Origin of the sequence: Mesorhizobium sp. L48C026A00 (genome assembly GCF_000502375.1) — a bacterium.
Lineage (GTDB): Bacteria > Pseudomonadota > Alphaproteobacteria > Rhizobiales > Rhizobiaceae > Mesorhizobium > Mesorhizobium muleiense.
The window spans coordinates 25,000-45,740 of record NZ_AYWU01000008.1 but is presented as its reverse complement, the minus strand read 5'-3'; the positions used below and the strand labels follow the sequence as shown (position 1 = coordinate 45,740).

Here is a 20,741-nt window from a genome sequence, read left to right as displayed (position 1 = left end):
GCTAAGCCGGCTCGACGCCGGCAGGGCTGGTTTTCATGTCTCACAATACGTTTGGCCATCTTTTCCGCGTCACCACCTGGGGCGAAAGCCATGGCCCGGCGCTCGGCTGCGTCGTCGACGGCTGTCCGCCCGGCATCCGCTTCACGCGCGCCGAGGTCCAGGCCGAACTCGACAAGCGCCGCCCGGGTCAATCGCGTTTTGTGACGCAGCGTCGCGAACCAGACGAGGTCAAGATCCTGTCCGGCTTCATCCTGGATGACGACGGCGAGACCATGATCACCACCGGCACGCCGGTGTCGATGCTGATCGAGAACGTCGACCAGCGCTCCAAGGACTATGGCGAGATCGCCCGTCAATACCGGCCGGGTCATGCCGATTATACCTACGACACCAAATACGGCCTGCGCGACCATCGCGGCGGCGGCCGTTCTTCGGCCCGCGAGACGGCGGCGCGGGTGGCGGCCGGAGCCTTGGCCCGCAAGGTCGTGCCCGGCATGATCGTGCGCGGCGCACTGGTGTCGATGGGGGAAAAATCGATCGACCGCGCCAACTGGAACTGGAATTTCGTTGGCGACGCCGAAAATCCATTCTTCACGCCCGATCCGGCATCGGTCGTCGTCTTCACCGCGTATCTTGACGGCATCCGCAAGGCGGGTTCCTCGGTCGGCGCGGTAATCGAGATCGTCGCCGACGGCGTTCCGGCAGGCCTGGGCGCACCGATCTACGCCAAGCTCGACCAGGACATTGCCTCGGGCTTGATGTCGATCAATGCCGTCAAGGGTGTCGAGATCGGCAACGGCTTCGAGGCCGCCCGCATCACCGGCGAAGAAAATGCCGACGAGATGCGTATCGGCAATGACGGCAAGCCGGTCTTCCTGTCCAACAATGCCGGCGGCATCCTCGGCGGCATCTCGACCGGCCAGGCGATCGTCGCGCGCTTCGCCGTCAAGCCGACCTCGTCGATCCTGACCCCGCGAAAGTCGATCGACAAGGACGGCAACGACGTCGAGATCATGACCAAGGGCCGGCACGATCCGTGCGTCGGCATCCGCGCCGTGCCGATCGGCGAGGCGATGGTTGCCTGCGCGATCGCCGATCACTATCTGCGGCATCGGGGACAGACAGGGAGAGGGCAGTAGGGCAGTAGGGCAGTAGGGCAGTAGGGCAGTAGGGCAGTATGTTATCCCGCCGAAGCAGCCAATTTTTTCCTTTTCCCTAATCCCTTACTGCCCTACTGCCTTACTGCCCTATTCCCTGCGAGAGCGAAGCGAGCGTCCATGCCTTACGACCAGAAGAAGATCGTCGAAGCCCTGCGCGCCTTCGAACGCGGCGAGATTGTCGTCGTCATGGACGATGACGGGCGCGAGAACGAGGGCGACCTGATCGTCGCCGCCGTCCATTGCACGCCGGAAAAGATGGCGTTCATCGTCCGCAATACCTCTGGTATCGTCTGCACGCCGATGCCGCGCGAGGAGGCCAAGCGCCTCAACCTGTCGCCGATGGTCGCCGACAACGACTCGGCCCACACCACCGCCTTCACCGTCAGCGTCGATTTCAAGCACGGCACCACGACGGGCATTTCGGCCGACGACCGCACATTGACCGTGCGCAACCTTGCCAACGGCAATGTCGGCGCCTCCGATTTCGTCCGCCCCGGCCACATCTTTCCGCTGATTGCGCGCGAAGGCGGTGTGCTGATGCGTTCGGGCCATACCGAAGCCGCGGTCGATTTGTGCAAGCTTGCCGGCCTGCCGCCGGTCGGTGTCATTTCCGAGCTGGTCAATGATGACGGCACCGTGATGCGCGGCCCGCAGGTGCAGGCCTTCGCCGAAACGAACGGTTTGAAGCAGATTTCGGTCGCCGACCTCATCGCCTATCGCCAGCGCAAGGAAACGCTGGTCGAGCGTGTCGCCTGTTCTGAGATCGACACGCCCGGCGGCAAGGCGCAGGTCTTCACCTACNCACGCTGCCCTGGGACTCCATGCACCATGTGGCGATCGTCTTCGGCGACATCCGCGACGGCGAGGAGGTGCCCGTGCGACTGCATTCCGAGGATGTTGTGACTGACGTCTTCGGCACCGGCCACAGGCTGGACGGCATCATGAAATCGATGGGCGAGCGCCGGCGCGGCGTCATCGTCTATCTGCGCGAAGGTTCCGTCGGCGTCGCCCATCAGGAGCGCAACCGGCCGGCTGCCGGCGACCGCGAGGACCATGAAGAGGCGCGCCGCCGCGAAAGCGAATGGCGCGAGATCGGCCTCGGCGCGCAAATCTTGAAGGATCTGGGCATTTCCTCGATCAACCTGATCGCCTCGCGCGAACGCCACTATGTCGGCCTTGAAGGTTTCGGCATCCACATCGCCAAGACCGAGATTCTTTAGGGCTGGTTTAGCGGAGCGCCGGGTGCGTCCGGTCCCGCTTGGGACCGGACGCCTGAAGGCTATTCGGCAGGAACCGCGGCTGTTTCGCGCGCGGAGATGTCACTATCGCCCGTGGCAAGGCTGCGCATTCCGAGCAGCACGGTGACCAGCGCGATTGTGCCCGCCGCCACCGACACCAGGAACCCGCTCTGGGCACCGAAGGCGTCCACCACCCATCCGGCGGCGAAGGAGCCGAGCGCCATGCCGATGCCTATGCCGGTCATGACCCAGGTCACGCCCTCGGTCAGCATCGCCTCCGGCACGCGCCGCTCGATCAGGCCGAATGCCGTGATGAAGGTCGGCGAGATCGCCACACCGCTAACGAAGACAGCCAGCGCCAGAAGCGGCACCGTGTCTGCGACAAGCAACGGCAGCGTGGTGAGCGCGATGATGGCGATCGCGATGGCAAGCTGAATTTGCAGCGGTGTTTTCAGGTTCAGAGCGCCGAGGACGATGCCGACGACGAACGATCCGAGGGCATAGACGCCGATGACGAGGCTGGCGGCGCCCGGCTGGCCGAGCTCCTTGGTGATCGCCACGGTGCTCACCTCCGTGGTTGCGAAGGTCGCGCCGATGAAGATCAGGGCCAAGGTGATGATTTGGACCGGCCGCAGGCGGATTGCCGATCCGCGCGAACCCTGGTCGACCGGTCGCACGCGCGGCTCGGTCGAGCGCTGCAGGATGAGGGCTGTCGAGCCGAAGGCGAGGAACAATGTGCTCGCCAGCATTCCCGCTTCCGGGAAAAGCGCGACGCTCAGGCCAACCGACAGCGAAGCCCCGGCGATGTAGACCAGCTCGTCCGCCGCCGATTCGAAGGCGAACGCCGTGTTCATCTCGGGGCGATCCCGGAAGAGCTCTGTCCAGCGCGCGCGCACCATCGCTGGGATGCTGGGCATAGCGGCGGCCAGCAGCGCTGACACGAACAGTGTCCATATCGGCAAGTCCTGATTGGCCGCCGCAATCAGCACCACGAAGGCGAGCACGGAAATAACGGTGGTGGGCGCCACAATCCGCGCCTGGCCGAGGCGGTCCACCAGTCGCGATATCTGCGGCGCGACAAAAGCATTGGCCAGCGCATATGTCGCGGAGACGGCGCCGGCCAGCCAGTACTCGCCGTGCGTCTGCGACAGCATCGCGACGATTCCGATCGGAGCCATGGCCATCGGCATCCGGGCGACGAAGCCGGCTGCAGCGAAGCCCTTGGCTCCCCTTGCCTTGAATATTTCGCGATAGGGATTGGGCATGGGAACACTCCTGGATTTTTGAGGCCGATCCACTTATATACGTGGCGTATGCAAATCAAATAATGACATACGACGCGTATGTCAATTAATATACGAGACGTATGTGAAGGAATGGGCGAATGGGGCACAAACCACGCAGGGAGATGATCGCCGAAACCCGCGCCAAACTGGTCGCGGCGGCGCGCCATGCCTTTGGCACTGTCGGCTATGCCGAGGCCTCGATGGACGACTTCACCGCATCGGCCGGGCTGACGCGCGGCGCGCTTTATCATCACTTCGGCGACAAGAAGGGCCTTCTCCAGGCGGTTATCGCCGAGATCGACGCGGAGATGTTGGCCCGGTTGAAGATCGTCTCAGTCAGGGCGGACACTCTCTGGCAGGGCTTTGTCGACGAATGCACCGCCTATATCGAGATGGCGCTGGAGCCGGAGATCCAGCGTATTGTCCTTCGCGACGGACCGGCGGTGCTCGGCGATCCTTCGCAATGGCCGAGCCAGAACGAATGCATCCGCTCGATGAGCGAGAACCTTCAAAAGCTGAGGGACGAGGGAACCATCGTTGCCGTTGATCCCGAAGCCGCAGCAAGGCTGGTCAGCGGCGCCTCGCTACATGCCGCGCAGTGGATCGCAAATTCGGAAAATCCAGAAGCGACGTCGAAAAAGGCGGTGAAGGCGTTCAACGTGCTTTTGCAGGGACTGCTCAGGCAAGGCCGCAGCACTGGTCGTCCACAAGCACCGGCTGAGGTGGACAAATCGCCGGCCTGAGCCTGTCTCAAGACCACCAAAAGGCAAGGCGCGACCTCGAATGGGACGGGCGAAGCGCGCCTCAAGATTCGGGCAGCTCGCGCCGGACCCAACCAGCACCAACGCCTAAACCCTGTTGAACGTCTGCCTTTGCCGGTTGCAAAACATGGTCAAAGCCACCAGGCGCGCCTATATCGGGGGCATGGTCACAAGGCTTTATACCCACCCGATCTTCGTCGAGCATATAACGCCGCCCGGTCATCCGGAGCGGCCGGACCGCCTGCGCGCCATCGAGCGCGTGCTCGACGACGAGGCCTTTGCGGCCCTTGATCGTGCCGAGGCGCCGGAAGGCGACGAGGCCACCATCCTCTACGCACACCCGCAGGAATTCGTCGAACGGGTCCGCGCTATGATACCGGACACCGGTATCGCTCGTGTCGACGCCGACACCACGGCCAGCCCGAAAAGCTGGCAGGCGGCCGTGACGGCGATCGGCGCTGCCAACGCCGCCGTCGACGATGTCTTTCGGGGCGACGTGGCCAATGTCTTTGTCGCCGCCCGGCCGCCCGGCCACCACGCCGAAAAGACCACGTCCATGGGCTTCTGCCTGTTCAACACCGCGGCGATCGCGGCGCGCTACGCGCAAAGGCAGCACCAGGCCGAGCGTGTTGCCATCGTCGACTGGGACGTCCACCACGGCAATGGCACGCAGGATATTTTCTGGGACGATCCGTCGGTGCTCTATTGCTCGACGCACCAGATGCCGCTTTACCCGGGGACCGGGGCGGTGAGCGAAACCGGCGCCGGCAACATCGTCAACGCGCCGCTGGCGCCGCAGACCGGCAGTGAGGTTTTCCGCGACGCTTTCCTGTCGCGGATCTTGCCGGCGCTCGACAATTTCGCGCCCGACCTCATCATCATTTCCGCCGGCTTCGACGCGCACCACCGCGATCCGCTGGCCGAGATCAATCTGACCGAGGACGATTTCGACTGGGCAACCGGCCAGTTGATGCAGCGCGCCGGTCGCCACAGCGACAACCGGCTCGTCAGCCTGCTCGAGGGCGGCTACGATCTGCAGGGATTGGCATTTTCGGTCGCCGCCCATGTCGGGCGACTGATGAAAGGATAGACGATGGCTGGTGAGAGCAACGAAGACGTCAAGGCGATGAGCTTCGAGCAGGCGCTCGACGCGCTGGAGAAAATCGTCGATGATCTGGAGCGCGGCGACGTGCCGCTCGACCAGTCGATCCGCATCTATGAGCGCGGCGAGGCACTGAAACTCCATTGCGACCGGCTGCTCAAGGCGGCCGAGGACAAGGTCGAGAAGATCAGGCTTTCGCGCGACGGCAAGCCGGTGGGGACCGAGCCGCTGGATGCGGAGTAAGGCACGGTCCCGGACGATAATTTCGCCGTGCGGCTTTTCGACATGATCATGATTGAGGATAGTACTCATCCCGCTTGAAACGGCTCCAGGACGAGAGGAGATTGCGAACGATGTGCAGAAACATCAAGACCCTGTTCAATTTCGATCCGCCGGCAACCGATGACGAGGTCCGCGATGCCGCACTTCAGTTTGTCCGCAAGCTGAGCGGAACGACTCGGCCGTCGAAACAGAACCAGCATGCGTTCGACCACGCCGTCGAGGCCATAGCCGCGTCTGCGCGCGAATTGCTGGACAGCCTCGAGACGACACAGCATCCGCGCAATCGCGACGAGGTGGCGGCCAAGGCGAAAGCCAGGTCTGCACTCCGCTTCGCCTGAGGAAGACCGCATGAGCTTCTTCCCCGGAAACGACCCTCTGCCCGGTGACGCCTTCGCCAGCGACCAGATCGAACTGATGGTTATTCCGAACGCCAAGGACATTGGCGGCTTTCAGGTTCGCCGTGCCTTGCCGACCGCCAGGCGTCGGCTGGTCGGTCCCTTCATCTTCTTCGATCGCATGGGACCGGCGATTTTGCGGGCCGGCCAGGCGCTCGATGTCCGCCCGCATCCCCATATCGGCCTGTCGACGGTCACTTACCTGTTCGACGGCAAGATCAGGCATCGCGATTCGCTCGGCACCGAAATGGTCATCCAGCCCGGCGACGTAAATTTGATGACCGCCGGTCGCGGCATCGTCCATTCCGAGCGTACGCCGCAGGAACTGCGTGGTGCGCCGATGTCGGTTTCCGGCCTGCAGACATGGCTGGCGCTGCCGGACGATAAGGAGGAGGTCGACCCGATCTTCGAGAATACGGCGGCCATGCGTCTGCCCGAAATCGACGCTGAAGGCGTCAGCGGACGCGTTGTCATTGGCGCGTTTTCCGGGTTGCGGTCACCGGTCGTGACCGCTTCGGACACGCTCTATGCAGACCTCAGCCTGGCGCCCGGCGCCAGCGTGAAAATCCCAGCCGATGCCGAGGAGCGCGCCATCTATACGTTGGAAGGCGAGGTATCGATCTCCGGTGACCGCTTTCCAGCAGAGCGGCTGCTGGTGTTCCGGCCCGGCGACGAGATCGTCGTGTCGTCGGAGGGTGGAGCGCATTTCATGCTGTTCGGCGGCGCCTCGCTCGGCTCCAAGCGCTACATCTGGTGGAATTTCGTGTCTTCGTCGAAGGAACGCATCGAACAGGCGAAAGAAGAATGGAAGACAGGCCGTTTCGATATCGTTCCGGGGGATGAAGAAGAGTTCATTCCGCTGCCGGACAATTAATGCATGTCGCGCAAAAGTGTGCAGCGGTTTTGCGTTAACGACATGCATAAAACAACAACCTAAAGCGCGTCGCGTGAGGTCGGTCGAACGCGACGCGCTTTAGAGCGCCGCGCGTCCTTTTGGACGCGTAAAGGAAACCCTAACAGTTTGAAGCTATGCCGCGTCACTCACACGCATTTACATTCGCCGGCCGGCAGCCTATTTCGCAGATGAATAAAAAGCAGGCCCCAGCACCAGTGAACGCAAAGCTCCATACGCCACTTCTCGACAAGGTCCGCATCCCGGCCGACCTCAGGACGCTTGACGAACGTGCTCTGCCGCAATTGGCATCGGAGCTTCGCACCGAGTTGATCGACGCCGTGTCCCACACCGGCGGACATCTCGGTGCTGGCCTTGGCGTGGTCGAACTGACGGTGGCGTTGCACTATGTCTTCAACACGCCAGACGACCGGTTGATCTGGGACGTCGGCCACCAGGCCTATCCGCACAAGATCCTGACCGGCCGCCGCGACCGTATCCGCACGCTGCGGCAAGAGGGCGGCCTGTCCGGTTTCACCCAGCGCGCCGAGAGCGAATACGATCCGTTCGGCGCCGCCCACTCCTCGACCTCGATTTCCGCCGGCCTCGGCATGGCAATGGCACGCGATCTCTCCGGGGGCCGCAACAATGTCATTGCCGTTATCGGCGACGGCGCCATGTCGGCCGGCATGGCCTATGAGGCGATGAACAATGCCGGCGCGCTCGATGCCCGGCTGATCGTCATCCTCAACGACAACGACATGTCGATCGCTCCGCCGACCGGCGCGATGAGCGCCTACCTGGCCCGTCTGGCGTCGGGGAAGGCCTATCTGGGCTTGCGCGATTTCGGCAAGAAGCTGACCTCCTATCTCGGCGAGCGCGCCGATCGCGCCATCAAGCGGGCGGTCGAGCATGCACGCGGCTACGTCACCGGCGGCACGCTGTTCGAGGAAATGGGTTTTTATCACATCGGCCCGATTGACGGCCACAATCTCGAGCACCTGATCCCGGTGCTGAAGAACGTCCGCGACAATGCCGACGGTCCGGTGCTGATCCACGTCGTGACCCAGAAGGGCAAGGGCTATGGACCGGCCGAGGCGGCCGCCGACAAATATCACGGCGTCAACAAATTCGACGTCATCACCGGCGCGCAGGCCAAGGCGCCGGCCAACGCGCCGAGCTACACGAAAGTCTTTGCCGACAGCCTGATCCAGGAAGGCCGCGAAGATGATCGCATCGTCGCCATCACCGCCGCCATGCCGAACGGCACCGGCCTCGACCTCTTCGGCGAGGCGTTCCCGTCGAGGACTTTTGACGTCGGTATCGCCGAGCAACATGCGGTGACTTTTGCCGCCGGCCTTGCCACCGAAGGCTTCAAGCCTTTCGCGGCGATCTATTCGACCTTCCTGCAGCGTGCCTACGACCAGGTCGTCCACGACGTGGCGATCCAGAAGCTGCCGGTGCGCTTCCCGATCGATCGCGCCGGCTTCGTCGGGGCCGACGGGGCGACCCATTGCGGCGCCTTCGACACGACTTTTTTGGCGACGCTGCCCGGTTTCGTCGTCATGGCCGCGGCGGATGAGGCGGAACTGCGACACATGGTGCGCACGGCGGCAAGCTACGATGAAGGCCCCATCGCCTTCCGATACCCGCGCGGCAACGGCGTCGGCGTCGACCTGCCGGAGCGTGGCTCGGTTCTCGAAATCGGCAAGGGCCGTGTCGTCAGGGAGGGCACCAAGGTTGCGCTGCTTTCCTTCGGCACGCGGCTGCAGGATTGCCTGGCTGCGGCCGAGGAACTCGGCGCGGCCGGGCTTTCCACCACGGTCGCCGATGCTCGTTTCGCCAAGCCGCTCGACGAGGACCTGATCCGGCGCCTGGCCCGTTCGCACGAAGTGTTGGTGACAGTGGAAGAGGGCGCGGTCGGCGGCTTCGCCAGCCACGTGCTGCAATTCCTGGCCCATGAAGGGCTGCTGGAAAACGGCCTGAAGGTACGCCCGCTTGTGTTGCCCGACAGCTTCGTCGATCACGCCAAGCCCGAAAAGATGTATGCCGACGCCGGGCTAGATGCCGCCGGCATCGTGCGCACCGTCTTTGTGGCGCTGGGACGCACCGCCAGCGCGCAAAGCGCCTGAATCAAAATCTCAACGGCTTGCACCAGTTTGCCGACCGGCGGTCGTAACTGACTGTTTGCGTTGTCATTTGGCATTCGCCTACGGTGCCTCTGTCTCGCGACCCAATCTTCTAAAAGCAGCCTGATGGTGTGAAGGGCAGAAATGGGTAGTTTCGTGCGTTCGAGTGCCGACTGGAAATGAGCAGCCAGCGGACATTGCGGTCGTTGCGATGCCGAAGACTTTCGTTATCCTGCGGCTGACCGATGCCGGAGATTATGGCTCTGAATCAAATCAGTTCTTCCGAGCGATAGCATCCCGACAGATACCGAGGATCAGGATCGCAGGGATCGTTATGAGCGGCGACGGCGCGGTGCTGGTCCAGCAGCCTGCGGACGATCCATCTTCATGCTTGGCCTTCATCGGCGGCGAATACGAACTCGGCGACACCTTTGAGACTCGCCTAAAGAAAGAGTTTGAAGAAGAGACAAACGCCAAAGTGCTCAATGCTCGATATCTCTTCTGCGTCGAGAACCACTTTCATTACAAAGGCACCGTTATTCAGCAGGCGGAGCACTATTTCCTCGTTACGCTGGATCGTCAGGATATCGTGAGTCGGGAACCTCATCTGAGGCAACTTTGGTTGCCTCTTTCAGAGTTAGGTCGCGCCGACTTGCGTCCATTCGTCGTGCGGGATGCTGTCATAAGCGGCAGCTATCTGACAGAGAGGCACCTCGTCCAGGTGCCGGATTAGAACCGGTTCTCACTGTGGCTGTTCATCGTGGGAGACCTAAATGGCGCTTACCAGTCAGATTTCAGCCTATGATGCCAAATGGCCCGACATGTTCCTTTCCGAAAAATGCCGAATCGAAGAGGCGTTTGGATCGGAGCTTGTCCAAATACATCACGTCGGAAGCACGGCAGTTCCCCGCCTGGCGGCAAAACCGGAAATTGATTTGCTGGTCGAAGTGAGAGAGCACCGGGACGAGACGCGTGTGGCCAACTTCATGAAATCCATTGGATACGTTCGGGGAAAGGACCTTTCACCGGACCACCATTTTTATCGGCGTGACGTAAATGGGGTGCGGACGCACAAGGTTCACGTCTGTCCGTCCGGGCATTGGCAGATTTCCAGAATGCTCCGATTTCGCGATCTTCTCAGGGCGGATGCGAACCTCCGCAAGCGATATGAGGATTTGAAACTGCAGCTTGAGGCCGAGAACGAACACGGAATCAAGGAGTATCTGGCGCTCAAAGCTCCATTCATTGACGCGGTGGTTGGCCCAGAACCTAAGGACAAACAATGACCGGCTCGGGCAGGGTCGGATGGCCGCAATGGGTTATGGGCGTGAATTCGGCCGGTCGCGAACGAACCACCGCCAAGGGGTGATCTTCCGCTCTTCCGCACCGGTACTGAGTCCACTAAAACCACATATCGCGCACGCAGCGACCATCGCGCGGAAGGTCCTCGAATGTGTGGAGACCATCGAAATGGTCGATTGGCAAGTCGGCGACGGTGTCAGGCGGCGCAAGCCTCACATTGACGGCGATCCGAGTGCGACCGGCGGCACTGGCGCGCAAACCACGCCAGGCCAGCACACAGGCGCATGTCGGACAGAACAGGATCTCGAGCGACGGGGCATCCTTTCCGGAGCGCGTATAAGCACTTGTCGGTCCCGCAAGACGGATGCGTTCGTCGACATAATCGTAAGCCCACAGCGCGCCATAGCGGCGGCAAAGCGTGCAGTTGCAGGCTGTGATCGAGCCGGGATCGCCTTCCAAAATCCAGTGGGCCGCGCCACAATGGCAGGTTCCGGTCAGCATTCGTCCTCTTCACCTTCTGGCAGCAACACGAGCATTGTTCCCAACATTGTGCCGGACCCAGTGCGATATTCAACAGTTTGTGGCGCGGCCTGATGCGCTCGCCGCTTTGGCAAGATGTTCGTTGTCTTCCCCAATATCCTTGCCTTCGTGACAGGCTTTCGCCATGAAGGCCGATGAACTCCCGTTTGCCAGCCAGCACACGCCAGCGGCTCGACGAACTCCTCGTCGCGCGCGGCCTGTTTCCCAGCCGCTCTCGCGCCCGCGACGCGGTCGAGCGCGGCACCGTGATGGTTGACGGCGTCATCGCCCGCAAGCCCGGCCAGACCGTCCGGGCTGATTGCCTCATAGAAGTCGATGATCCGGCGCAGGGCTATGTGTCCCGTGCTGCGCTGAAGCTGATCGCCGGGCTCGACTATTTCGACCTCGATCCAGCCGGCAGCGAAGCGCTCGACGTCGGCGCCTCGACCGGAGGCTTCACTCAAGTGCTGCTCGGACGCGGCGCGGCGCATGTCACGGCGATCGATGTTGGGCATGGCCAGATACATCCGAATATCGCCGGCGATCCGCGTGTAACTGTTATCGAGGGATTGAACGCCCGTGATCTTTCGACCGCCGATCTTGCCGATCGAATTCCAGATTTTATCGTCTCCGACGTCAGCTTCATCTCGTTGAAACTGGCGCTGCCGCCGGCGCTCGCCATTGCCAGGAGCGGCGCCAAAGCAATATTTCTGGTCAAGCCGCAATTCGAGGCGGGCCGCGAGGCGATCGGCAAGGGCGGCTTGCTGAAAGACCCATACGATGCCGCGCGGGTCGCCGGCCTGCTGCAGGATTGGCTGGACGGCGTCCCCGGCTGGCGCTCGCTCGGACTGCATCTGTCGCCGATCGAAGGCGGCGACGGCAACCGCGAGTTCCTGCTCGCCGGGATCAAGGACGCCGGTATCGAGAACAGGGGGATCGGAGGCCGATGACCGCGCGCTTCACGATCACACGGCTGGGCTCCCAGGGCGACGGCGTCGCCGAAACCGAAACCGGCGAGCTTTTCATTCCGTTCACGCTGCCCGCTGAAACCGTCACCGCCGCGCGCGAAAAGGACCGCGCCATGCTGATGTCGGTGCTGGAGACTTCGCCGCTTCGCATCGACCCTGCCTGTCGGCATTTCACCGAATGCGGCGGCTGCGCCATCCAGCATCTCGAGGCCGAAGCCTATCTTCGGTGGAAGCGCGACAAGGTTGCGCATGCGCTCAACAGCAAGGGCATCAGTTGCGACATTGACGCGCTGGTGCCGTGCGCGCCGCAGACGCGCCGGCGCGTCGTGTTCACCGCCCGGCGGAGCGAGGCCGGCATGCTGCTCGGCTTCGTTCGGGCGCTGTCGTCCGAAATCATTTCCATTGAGGAATGCCCGATCTCGCTGCCCGAGATCGTCGCAAAGCTCGACCGTCTGAGAGCACTCGCCGAACTGGTTTGCGCAACGACGAAATCGTTCCGCATGACGGTCACGGCGACCGGTTCCGGCCTCGATGTCGCGGTTCACGAGTCCGGCAAGCTCGGCGAGAACCAGCGCCGCGTCGCCTCCAATTTCGTCATCGCCCAGGGGCTGGCCAGGCTTTCGATCGATGGCGAGATCATCATCGAGCCCAAAAAGCCGGTTGTCACGTTCGGCAGCGTCGCCGTCGCGGTGCCGCCGGGCGCCTTCCTGCAGGCGACCGAGGCTGCCGAGCAGGCGATGGCCGACATCGTCGGCCGGCACCTCGCGCGCACCAAAAAGGTCGCCGACCTCTTCGCCGGCTGCGGCAGCTTCGCGCTGCGCCTCGCCGCCAGGTCGGAGGTCCATGCGGTGGAGGGGGATGCGGCAGCGCTTTCGGCGCTCGACCGGGCATTCCGTTTCGCCAGCGGTCTGAAGCGGGTGACCAGCGAACGCCGCGACCTGTTCCGGCGGCCGCTCACGTTCAAGGAACTGAATGCCTTCGACGGCGTCGTCTTCGATCCGCCCCGCGCCGGCGCCGAAGACCAGTCGAAGCAGATTGCCCGTTCCGACGTGCCGCTGGTCGCCGCGGTTTCCTGCAATCCGGTTACGCTGGCGCGCGACTTGCGCATCCTCGTCGATGGCGGCTACGCCCTGAAAAGCGTGACGCCGATCGACCAGTTCCTGTGGTCGCCGCATGTTGAGGCCGTCGCGCTTCTGGAGAAGCCGAAGCGAAGGCGGTAGCGAGTCCGCACTTGTTGAGCTTGAATTTCGCGTAAAATGAGCATACTTTGAACGTGTTCTGTTCAAAATGTGCTAGGAACCTGTTATGATTACCGCAGCTCTCGATATCAGAGCATCGCGCTTTGGCGACGAGCGGACGCCATTTCTTTCGGCAAGACGGGTGGCTGAACTGCTGGGTGTCAATCTGACCGAACTGGCGGGCCTGATCGGCGTCGCGCGCAACACGCTTGCCGCCAAGACCGGCGCGCGCAAGGTCGACGCCGCATTGAGTCCGATTGTCCGTATCCTTGCGATGGCAGGCGAGATGGCCGGCGATGAACAGCGTGCGGCGATCTGGTTCAAGCATCAGCCGATCCCCGGCTGGGCGGGAAAGACCGCCTACGATCTCGTTCGAGAGGGCAAGACGGACAAGGTGCTTGCCTATCTGGAGGCAGTCCGCTCCGGCATCTATGCCTGAAAACAGACTGAGCCTATGGCGCGCCTTCGTGCCGCGTTGGGCGCATCTGCCGCTTTCCGGCGAAGGAGCAGCCTGCTTTGGCGGTCGCTGGAATCCAGTGGGCGCCACGACGATCTATGCCGCGGGCGAGTTGTCCACTGCTTGGGCGGAGTACAATCAGGGCTTTGTCCAGCATCCGGCGCTGATTGCGCAACTCGCGCTTTCAGGCGCGCGCCTGGCCGACCTTACGGACGCTGATGTGCTGACCAGGCTCGGCGTGACGGCGGACATTCACCGATGTGAATGGCGCGACATCATGGATCAGGGCCTTGTGCCTGAGACGCATACGCTGAGAGATCGCCTGATTGCCGATGGGCAGCATGGCGTGATCTACCCGTCCTTCATGTCGCCCGGCGGCACATGCGTGGCGCTGTGGCGATGGAACGAGAGCAACACACCCCGTCTGAAGGTCATCGATCCCGACCATCGCTTGCCGAAAACGCCGGCTTCATGGCTTTAGGGCAGTTCGAGCCGGCCGCGCCGCCGCGCTTCGGCCAGCACACCCGCGTCCATTTCTTCCAACGTCTTCGGCCTGTCTGTATGGGGCAGGGATCCAAACACGTCTTCTGGCCGTGTCTCGGCGAAGACTGGCGCAGGCTTCAGTAGCACGCCCTCCGGAGTATCTTCGACCAGAAGACGTGTGCCGGCGTCCCATTCCCTCCGCTTGCGGATCGCGCTGGGCAGGGTGACCTGCCCCTTGGTCGAGACAGTGGTTACGAGTCTTTCCGGGTTGGCCATCGCGGCGCATCCTCTGAATGTAAGACAAAAACCGCAGCTTCTATCAAACCCGCGTTCCGCCAACCGTCATCTGGTTCATCCTGAGGTGCGGCTGGCCAACGCCGACCGGCACGCCCTGGCCGGCCTTGCCGCACATGCCGATGCCGGTGTCGAGCTTCATGTCGTTGCCGATCATCGCAACCCGATGCATGGCATCCGGCCCATTGCCGATCAGCATGGCGCCCTTGATCGGCTGTGTCACCTTGCCGTTCTCGATCATGTAGGCCTCGGTGCAGCCGAACACGAATTTTCCCGAGGTGATGTCGACTTGGCCGCCGCCGAAGGAGACGGCATAGATGCCGTTCTTGACCGAGGCGATGATTTCGTCCGGCTCCATGTCTCCTGAAGTCATATAGGTGTTGGTCATGCGCGGCATCGGCTGGTGCGCGTAGCCTTCGCGCCGTCCGTTGCCGGTGGCGTTCATGCCCATCAGCCGGGCGTTCTGGCGATCCTGCATATAGCCGACAAGCTTGCCGTCGTCGATCAGCACATTGCGGGCCGACGGCGTGCCTTCATCGTCGACGGTCAGCGAGCCGCGCCGCTCGGCCATGGTGCCGTCGTCGACCACGGTGACACCTTTTGCTGCCACCTGCTGGCCCATCAGCCCGGCGAAGGCCGATGTCTTTTTGCGGTTGAAGTCGCCTTCCAGCCCGTGGCCGACGGCCTCGTGCAGCATGACGCCCGGCCAGCCGCTGGACAGCACGATGTCAAAGGTGCCGGCGGGGGCCGGAATGGCCTCGAGGTTGACCAGCGCTTGCCGCAGCGCCTCCTTGGCGGCGTGTTTCCAGCTGTCCTCGACCAGGAATTCGCCAAACCCTTTGCGTCCGCCCATGCCGAAGGAGCCGCTCTCCTGGCGGTCGCCGTTGCCGACCACCACCGACACGTTGATCCTGACCAGCGGGCGGATGTCGCGCACCATCTGGCCGTCGGCACGCACGATCTCGACATGCTGCCAGGAGGCGGCGAGCGACGCCGTCACCTGCCGCACGCGCGGATCCTCGGCTCGCAGCCACGCATCGATTTCCTGAAGGAGCTTGGCCTTGGCCTCGAAGGAGGGCGAGGGGATCGGGTTGTCGTCGCCATAGAGATGGCGGTTGGTGCGGGCGGGAGCCGCAGCAAGCGTGCCGGAATAGCCGCTCTTGACGGTTGACACAGCGTCGGCCGCGCGCAGCAGCGATGCTTCCGAAAGATCGCTGGAATGCGCGTAGCCACTCGCTTCGCCGGCGACCGCCCGCAGGCCAAAGCCTTGGTCTGTGTTGAAATTGGCGGTCTTCAGCCGGCCATTGTCGAACATCAGCGCTTCGCTCTCGCTGTATTCGAGGAACAACTCGCCGTCGTCGGCGCCGTTGATGGTCTCGGCGACGATCTGCTTGATGCGATTGTCGGAAATGTCGAATTGGCCGATGAGGCTGTTCATGGCGCGGTCCATCCGTGGAAAGAGATTGTCCTCACGATGTAGGCGCGAAGGTGCGTCCAGACAATCGGCAATGACCATTGTCTGTGCATGACCCCGAAAATCGGAATCGATTTTCGGAAAGGATCATGCGCAAAATCGAAGCGCTACAGCGTCGTTTGCGCGTCCTTGGACGCGCGGCGCTGTAGCCAAAGGCGCTCACAATCTCATGTTCGTCAGCAGGGTTTTGGGCCTCTCGCCCGGCTCAAGGCAGGGCGGCGAAACCGTCGGCGAAACCCTTGAGCTCGACCGGAATGCCGATACCTTCCTCCGGCGTCTGGAAGACGATGAAGGTGGCCGACGTTCCGGTCTTCAGCGTATCGAGCAGCGGCTTTTCGAGAATGACCTCGGCATAGCAGCCATCCTGGAAGCAGCGCACGAAATAGGCCCGGCCGATGTCCTTGCCGTCGACATTGAGGCCGAGCCCGTTGGGCAGCAGCACGCCGAGCGGCGCCAGCACGCGCAGGATTTCGGCCTTGTTGTCGGCGGTGCGCAGCACGACGACGGAAAGCCCCATCTCGGGACGGTCTTCGGCGACGACGTTCTGCATCATCACGCATTGTTCCGATGTGGCGCCAGCCGGCGTGTCGCAGATGATCGACCATGCGCCATGCGTCGTCCGCACCTTGCCGCTTGGCTGCGCGGCATTGGCCTGGCTGACGCCAAACGAGCCAACATAGGACAGGCCGATCCCGGACAGACCAACGCCAGATAGGCCAACGCTACACACGGCAGCGAGAAGGATGGCCTTTGCCAAGCTTCTAGAAAGCCCAAGTCCCCAAAGCCAAGAGTTCATGACGGCTCCATTGCGAATCACGGCACTTTAAGCCGCGCCAAGGGCAAGTAAAGGATGAGACCACTGCCGGCCTGCCTCGACCAAGGCAATTGTGCGCTTTTCCGTGCCAAATTCGCCCGAATTGCGACGGCCCGGCGCATTTTGCCGGGACACTCCGCCGCTCGGGCGTCGCGGGTCCGACACCGCCGCGGCCGCCGCCACAAGGCGCAGCCGCGCTTGCGCGCAAAAATGCCGCACGGTTTCCCCCGCTCCTTTCTTGCAGAGGCAAATAGAGTATGGTTTGAACCAGCCTCGGGACTATCCGGGATTCCCGTCCCGGCGTTGTTCGATATTCTTGCGGTCCGATCGCGAGGAACTGGGAGATAATGACGGCAATGAGAAAATTCCTAGCAGGCGCCAAACTCCTGGCAAGCGCTGCCGCCACACTGTTCACCGGCGCATCCGCCCATGCGGCCCAGCCTGCGCCGTGGGAGATGACCTTCCAGCCCGCCGCCACCGACATGATGCGGCAGATCGCCTGGTTCGAGGGCTATACGCTGTTGTTCATCGTGCCGATCACCCTCTTCGTGCTCTTTCTCATCGCCTATTGCATCCTGAAGTTTCGCGCGAGCGTCAACCCGACCCCGTCGCGCACCAGCCATAACACGCTGATTGAGGTAATCTGGACGGTCGGGCCGGTCGTCGTCCTGCTCTTGCTCGCCATCCCCTCGTTCCAGCTCTTGACTGCGCAATACACGCCGCCGGAGGAAGCCAAGCTGACCGTCAAGGCGACGGGAAACCAGTGGAACTGGGATTACGAATACCAGACCGAAAACACGCTTTCCTTCAACTCGGCGATCCTGGCGGATTCTGACCGCGCCGCGGCCGGCAAGGAGGACCGCGGCGCTTATCCGCGCCTGCTCGCCGTCGACAACGAGATGGTGGTGCCGGTCAACACCATGACCCGGGTACTGGTGACGGCGGCAGACGTGATCCACGCCTTTGCCATGCCGTCCTTCGGCATCAAGACCGACGCGGTTCCGGGTCGCATCAACGAGGTCTGGTTCAAGGCGGAAAAGGAAGGCCTCTATTACGGCCAGTGCTCGGAGCTCTGCGGCAAGGACCACGCCTTCATGCCGATCGCGATCCGCGTCGTCTCCGACGCCCAGTACAAGACCTGGCTGGCAGCAGCCGGCACCGACCTTCCCGGCGCCAACAAGGCGCTGATGGCCGAGGTCGACGGCAAAGACAAGGTAGCGGCCGCCGGCAACTGATGCCGCGACCAGAAAAGATCAGGGAACGGAGCCGAACATGGCAGACGCTGCAGCTCACGACCACGACCACAAGCCGTATCATGGCTGGGTGCGGTGGGTGTATTCGACCAACCACAAGGATATCGGCACACTCTACCTGATCTTCGCGATCATGGCGGGCTGCGTCGGCGGTGCCCTTTCGGTCGTCATGCGTATGGAACTGCAGGAGCCTGGGATCCAGATTTTCACCGGCCTGGCGCAGATGGTCTACGGCTTGAACGCCGACGCTGCGCTCGACGGCGGCAAGAACATGTACAATGCCTTCACCACCGCCCATGCGCTGATCATGATCTTCTTCATGGTCATGCCGGCGTTGATCGGCGGCTTCGCCAACTGGATGGTGCCGATCATGATCGGCGCGCCGGACATGGCATTCCCGCGCATGAATAACGTCTCGTTCTGGTTGCTGCCACCGGCTTTCATCCTTCTGATCATCTCGGCCTTCGTGCCGAGCGCGCCTGGCGCCTACGGCGTCGGCGGCGGCTGGACGATCTATCCGCCGCTATCGACCTCGGGCCAGCCCGGACCGGCGATGGATCTTGCGATCCTGTCGCTGCACATCGCCGGCGCCTCATCGATCCTCGGCGCCATCAATTTCATCACCACCATCTTCAACATGCGCGCGCCTGGCATGACGCTGCACAAGATGCCGCTGTTCGCCTGGTCGGTGCTGATCACCGCTTTCCTGCTGCTGCTGTCGCTTCCGGTTCTGGCCGGCGGCATCACCATGCTTTTGACCGATCGCAATTTTGGCACCACCTTCTTCGCGCCCGACGGCGGCGGCGACCCGATCCTGTTCCAGCACCTGTTCTGGTTTTTCGGGCACCCGGAAGTTTACATCCTGATCCTGCCGGGCTTCGGCATCGTCAGCCACATCGTCTCGACCTTCTCCAGGAAGCCTATCTTCGGCTATCTCGGCATGGCCTATGCCATGGTCGCGATCGGGGCGGTCGGCTTCATCGTCTGGGCGCACCACATGTACACGACCGGCCTGTCGCTCGACACGCAGCGCTATTTCGTCTTCGCCACGATGGTTATCGCGGTGCCGACGGGCGTGAAGATATTCTCGTGGATCGCCACCATGTGGGGCGGGTCGATTTCGCTCAAGACCCCGATGCTGTGGGCGATTGGCTTCATCTTCCTGTTCACCGTCGGCGGCGTTACCGGCGTCCAGCTTGCCAATGCCGGTCTCGACCGCCCGCTGCACGACACCTATTACGTGGTCGCGCATTTCCATTATGTGCTGTCGCTGGGCGCGGTCTTTGCCATCTTCGCCGGCTGGTACTACTGGTTCCCGAAGATGACCGGCTACATGTATTCGCCTGTCATCGCCAATACCCACTTCTGGGTTACCTTCGTCGGCGTCAACCTCGTCTTCTTCCCGCAGCATTTCCTCGGACTTTCAGGCATGCCGCGCCGCTACATCGACTATCCGGATGCGTTTGCCGGCTGGAACATGGTGTCGTCCTACGGCTCGTATATTTCGGCCGTCGGCGTGGTCATCTTCCTCTATGGCGTGTTCGAGGCCTTCCAGAAGAAGCGGGTGGCCGGCGCCAATCCATGGGGCGAGGGTGCGACGACGCTTGAATGGCAGCTGCCTTCGCCGCCGCCCTTCCACCAGTGGGAACAGCTGCCGAAGATCAAATAGGCTTCTGCCTGGGCGAATACTGAATCGCCGGTTCGCCCGGCGGTTTTTGGCCAACGGAATGATGGACTTTAAGTACGCATGGCCCTTGTCGACGACACATTGACTGACGAACCGGGCTTTCGCATGTCGGAAGCGACGGCGGGCGATTTCTTCGCACTGTTGAAGCCGCGCGTCATGTCGCTGGTGGTGTTCACCGCCTTTGTCGGCCTGGTCGCGGCACCTGTGGCCATCAATCCGCTTCTGGCGGTGATCGCGATCCTGGCTATTGCCATTGGTGCTGGCGCGTCCGGCGCGCTCAACATGTGGTATGACGCCGATATCGATGCGGTGATGACCAGGACCGCCAGCCGTCCGGTGCCGGCCGGCCGCATCCGGCCAGGCGAGGCGCTGAGTTTCGGCCTGGTGCTGTCGGTGCTGTCGGTGATGACGCTCGGCGTGCTGGTCAATTGGTTGTCGGCGACGCTCCTGGCCTTCACCATCTTCTTCTATGCCGTCGTCTACACGATGTGGCTGAAGCGCTGGACCCCGCAGAACATCGTCATCGGCGGTGCTGCCGGCGCCATTCCGCCGGTGATCGGCTGGGCCGCGGTGACCGGAACCGTCAGCCTGGAAAGCGTCGTCCTGTTCCTGATCATCTTCCTGTGGACGCCGCCGCATTTCTGGGCGCTCGCCCTCTTCAAGTCCGAGGACTATGCCAGGGCCGGCATCCCGATGATGCCGAATGTCGCCGGCCAGGCTTCGACCCGACGCCAGATCTTCGCCTATGCGCTGATCCTTGCGCCGGTTGGCGTGCTGCCATGGGCGCTCGGCTTCACCACACCCGTCTATGGCGTCCTTGCGGTGTTGCTTGGCGCCGGCTTCGTCTGGTATGCGTGGCAGGTGCTGCGGATGGCGGACGACGACCATGTCATGAAGCCGGCCAAGGCATTGTTCGGCTACTCACTGCTCTACCTCTTCGCCATCTTCGCCATCTATCTTGCCGACTGCGTTGTCGGGCGCGCGCTGGCCACGGGCGGAGCATGACC

At 62.6% G+C, this 20,741-nt stretch carries 21 protein-coding genes and 1 pseudogene; 17 read left to right on the top strand and 5 right to left on the bottom strand.

The window, feature by feature from the left end; all coding sequences use genetic code 11:
• Positions 1 to 35: 35 nt before the first annotated feature.
• Positions 36 to 1,139, top strand: a complete 1,104-nt coding sequence (aroC, locus tag X738_RS58475) for a chorismate synthase (protein WP_023799346.1) — start codon at positions 36 to 38, stop codon at positions 1,137 to 1,139.
• A gap of 138 nt (positions 1,140 to 1,277) precedes the next feature.
• Positions 1,278 to 2,380, top strand: a pseudogene (ribB, locus tag X738_RS58470) (3,4-dihydroxy-2-butanone-4-phosphate synthase).
• A gap of 59 nt (positions 2,381 to 2,439) precedes the next feature.
• Here ribB and X738_RS58465 read toward each other — a convergent pair.
• On the bottom strand, positions 2,440 to 3,663 hold the full coding sequence (locus X738_RS58465; RefSeq protein WP_023799343.1) for an MFS transporter: 1,224 nt from the start codon (positions 3,661 to 3,663) through the stop codon (positions 2,440 to 2,442).
• Positions 3,664 to 3,782: 119 nt separating this feature from the next.
• On the opposite strand from X738_RS58465, the gene X738_RS58460 reads away from it, so the two are divergent.
• The 8 genes from X738_RS58460 to X738_RS58425 all read left to right on the top strand — a co-directional run bounded on the left by X738_RS58460 (position 3,783) and on the right by X738_RS58425 (position 10,531).
• Complete coding sequence (locus X738_RS58460) at positions 3,783 to 4,427, top strand: TetR/AcrR family transcriptional regulator (protein ID WP_051407827.1); 645 nt, start codon at positions 3,783 to 3,785, stop codon at positions 4,425 to 4,427.
• A 181-nt stretch (positions 4,428 to 4,608) separates the two neighbouring features.
• Positions 4,609 to 5,535, top strand: a complete 927-nt coding sequence (locus X738_RS58455) for a histone deacetylase family protein (RefSeq protein ID WP_031254972.1) — start codon at positions 4,609 to 4,611, stop codon at positions 5,533 to 5,535.
• Between the two features lie 3 nt (positions 5,536 to 5,538).
• Positions 5,539 to 5,790 (top strand): exodeoxyribonuclease VII small subunit, encoded by a 252-nt coding sequence (locus X738_RS58450; protein ID WP_023799340.1) that lies wholly within the window; start codon positions 5,539 to 5,541, stop codon positions 5,788 to 5,790.
• Positions 5,791 to 5,900: 110 nt separating this feature from the next.
• On the top strand, positions 5,901 to 6,167 hold the full coding sequence (locus tag X738_RS58445) for a DUF2277 domain-containing protein (protein ID WP_023799339.1): 267 nt from the start codon (positions 5,901 to 5,903) through the stop codon (positions 6,165 to 6,167).
• A gap of 10 nt (positions 6,168 to 6,177) precedes the next feature.
• Positions 6,178 to 7,098, top strand: a complete 921-nt coding sequence (locus X738_RS58440; protein WP_023799338.1) for a pirin family protein — start codon at positions 6,178 to 6,180, stop codon at positions 7,096 to 7,098.
• 209 nt (positions 7,099 to 7,307) lie between these two features.
• Entirely contained in the window at positions 7,308 to 9,248 is a 1,941-nt protein-coding gene (gene dxs, locus X738_RS58435) for a 1-deoxy-D-xylulose-5-phosphate synthase (RefSeq protein ID WP_198032820.1), read from the top strand.
• Between the two features lie 208 nt (positions 9,249 to 9,456).
• A complete protein-coding gene (locus X738_RS58430; RefSeq protein ID WP_023799336.1) occupies positions 9,457 to 9,978 on the top strand; it encodes an NUDIX domain-containing protein in 522 nt (173 codons plus the stop codon).
• A gap of 40 nt (positions 9,979 to 10,018) precedes the next feature.
• The gene (locus X738_RS58425; RefSeq protein WP_023799335.1) at positions 10,019 to 10,531 is read left to right on the top strand and encodes a GrpB family protein; all 513 of its coding nucleotides are present in this window, start codon (positions 10,019 to 10,021) and stop codon (positions 10,529 to 10,531) included.
• A 115-nt stretch (positions 10,532 to 10,646) separates the two neighbouring features.
• Here X738_RS58425 and X738_RS58420 read toward each other — a convergent pair whose 3' ends face one another.
• Positions 10,647 to 11,048: a GFA family protein gene (locus X738_RS58420; protein ID WP_023799334.1), complete on the bottom strand. Its 402-nt coding sequence runs from the start codon at positions 11,046 to 11,048 to the stop codon at positions 10,647 to 10,649.
• Between the two features lie 173 nt (positions 11,049 to 11,221).
• Between X738_RS58420 and X738_RS58415 the strand changes: the two genes are divergently transcribed.
• The 4 genes from X738_RS58415 (at position 11,222) to X738_RS58400 (ending at position 14,210) form a co-directional block, all read left to right on the top strand.
• The gene (locus tag X738_RS58415; protein WP_023799333.1) at positions 11,222 to 12,016 is read left to right on the top strand and encodes a TlyA family RNA methyltransferase; all 795 of its coding nucleotides are present in this window, start codon (positions 11,222 to 11,224) and stop codon (positions 12,014 to 12,016) included.
• Positions 12,013 to 13,254, top strand: coding sequence for a class I SAM-dependent RNA methyltransferase (locus tag X738_RS58410; protein WP_023799332.1), 1,242 nt, complete (start codon positions 12,013 to 12,015; stop codon positions 13,252 to 13,254). The genes X738_RS58415 and X738_RS58410 overlap by 4 nt, the downstream gene beginning before the upstream one ends.
• 85 nt (positions 13,255 to 13,339) lie before the next feature.
• Positions 13,340 to 13,711: an antitoxin Xre/MbcA/ParS toxin-binding domain-containing protein gene (locus tag X738_RS58405; protein WP_023799331.1), complete on the top strand. Its 372-nt coding sequence runs from the start codon at positions 13,340 to 13,342 to the stop codon at positions 13,709 to 13,711.
• On the top strand, positions 13,677 to 14,210 hold the full coding sequence (locus X738_RS58400; protein WP_373420415.1) for an RES family NAD+ phosphorylase: 534 nt from the start codon (positions 13,677 to 13,679) through the stop codon (positions 14,208 to 14,210). The genes X738_RS58405 and X738_RS58400 overlap by 35 nt, the downstream gene beginning before the upstream one ends.
• Here X738_RS58400 and X738_RS58395 read toward each other — a convergent pair.
• The 3 genes from X738_RS58395 to X738_RS58385 form a co-directional block, all read right to left on the bottom strand.
• Positions 14,207 to 14,488, bottom strand: a complete 282-nt coding sequence (locus tag X738_RS58395; RefSeq protein WP_023799329.1) for an AbrB/MazE/SpoVT family DNA-binding domain-containing protein — start codon at positions 14,486 to 14,488, stop codon at positions 14,207 to 14,209. The two genes, X738_RS58400 and X738_RS58395, sit on opposite strands and share 4 nt — an antisense overlap.
• 43 nt (positions 14,489 to 14,531) lie before the next feature.
• On the bottom strand, positions 14,532 to 15,944 hold the full coding sequence (gene tldD / locus X738_RS58390) for a metalloprotease TldD (protein ID WP_031254970.1): 1,413 nt from the start codon (positions 15,942 to 15,944) through the stop codon (positions 14,532 to 14,534).
• 241 nt (positions 15,945 to 16,185) lie between these two features.
• Positions 16,186 to 16,776: an invasion associated locus B family protein gene (locus tag X738_RS58385; protein ID WP_031254969.1), complete on the bottom strand. Its 591-nt coding sequence runs from the start codon at positions 16,774 to 16,776 to the stop codon at positions 16,186 to 16,188.
• A gap of 374 nt (positions 16,777 to 17,150) precedes the next feature.
• On the opposite strand from X738_RS58385, the gene coxB reads away from it, so the two are divergent.
• From coxB to X738_RS58370, 3 genes are all read left to right on the top strand, one after another.
• On the top strand, positions 17,151 to 18,029 hold the full coding sequence (gene coxB / locus X738_RS58380; RefSeq protein ID WP_023799326.1) for a cytochrome c oxidase subunit II: 879 nt from the start codon (positions 17,151 to 17,153) through the stop codon (positions 18,027 to 18,029).
• Positions 18,030 to 18,066: 37 nt separating this feature from the next.
• Positions 18,067 to 19,716 (top strand): cytochrome c oxidase subunit I, encoded by a 1,650-nt coding sequence (ctaD, locus tag X738_RS58375; protein ID WP_023799325.1) that lies wholly within the window; start codon positions 18,067 to 18,069, stop codon positions 19,714 to 19,716.
• 78 nt (positions 19,717 to 19,794) lie between these two features.
• Positions 19,795 to 20,739: a heme o synthase gene (locus X738_RS58370; RefSeq protein WP_023799324.1), complete on the top strand. Its 945-nt coding sequence runs from the start codon at positions 19,795 to 19,797 to the stop codon at positions 20,737 to 20,739.
• Positions 20,740 to 20,741 lie beyond the last annotated feature (2 nt).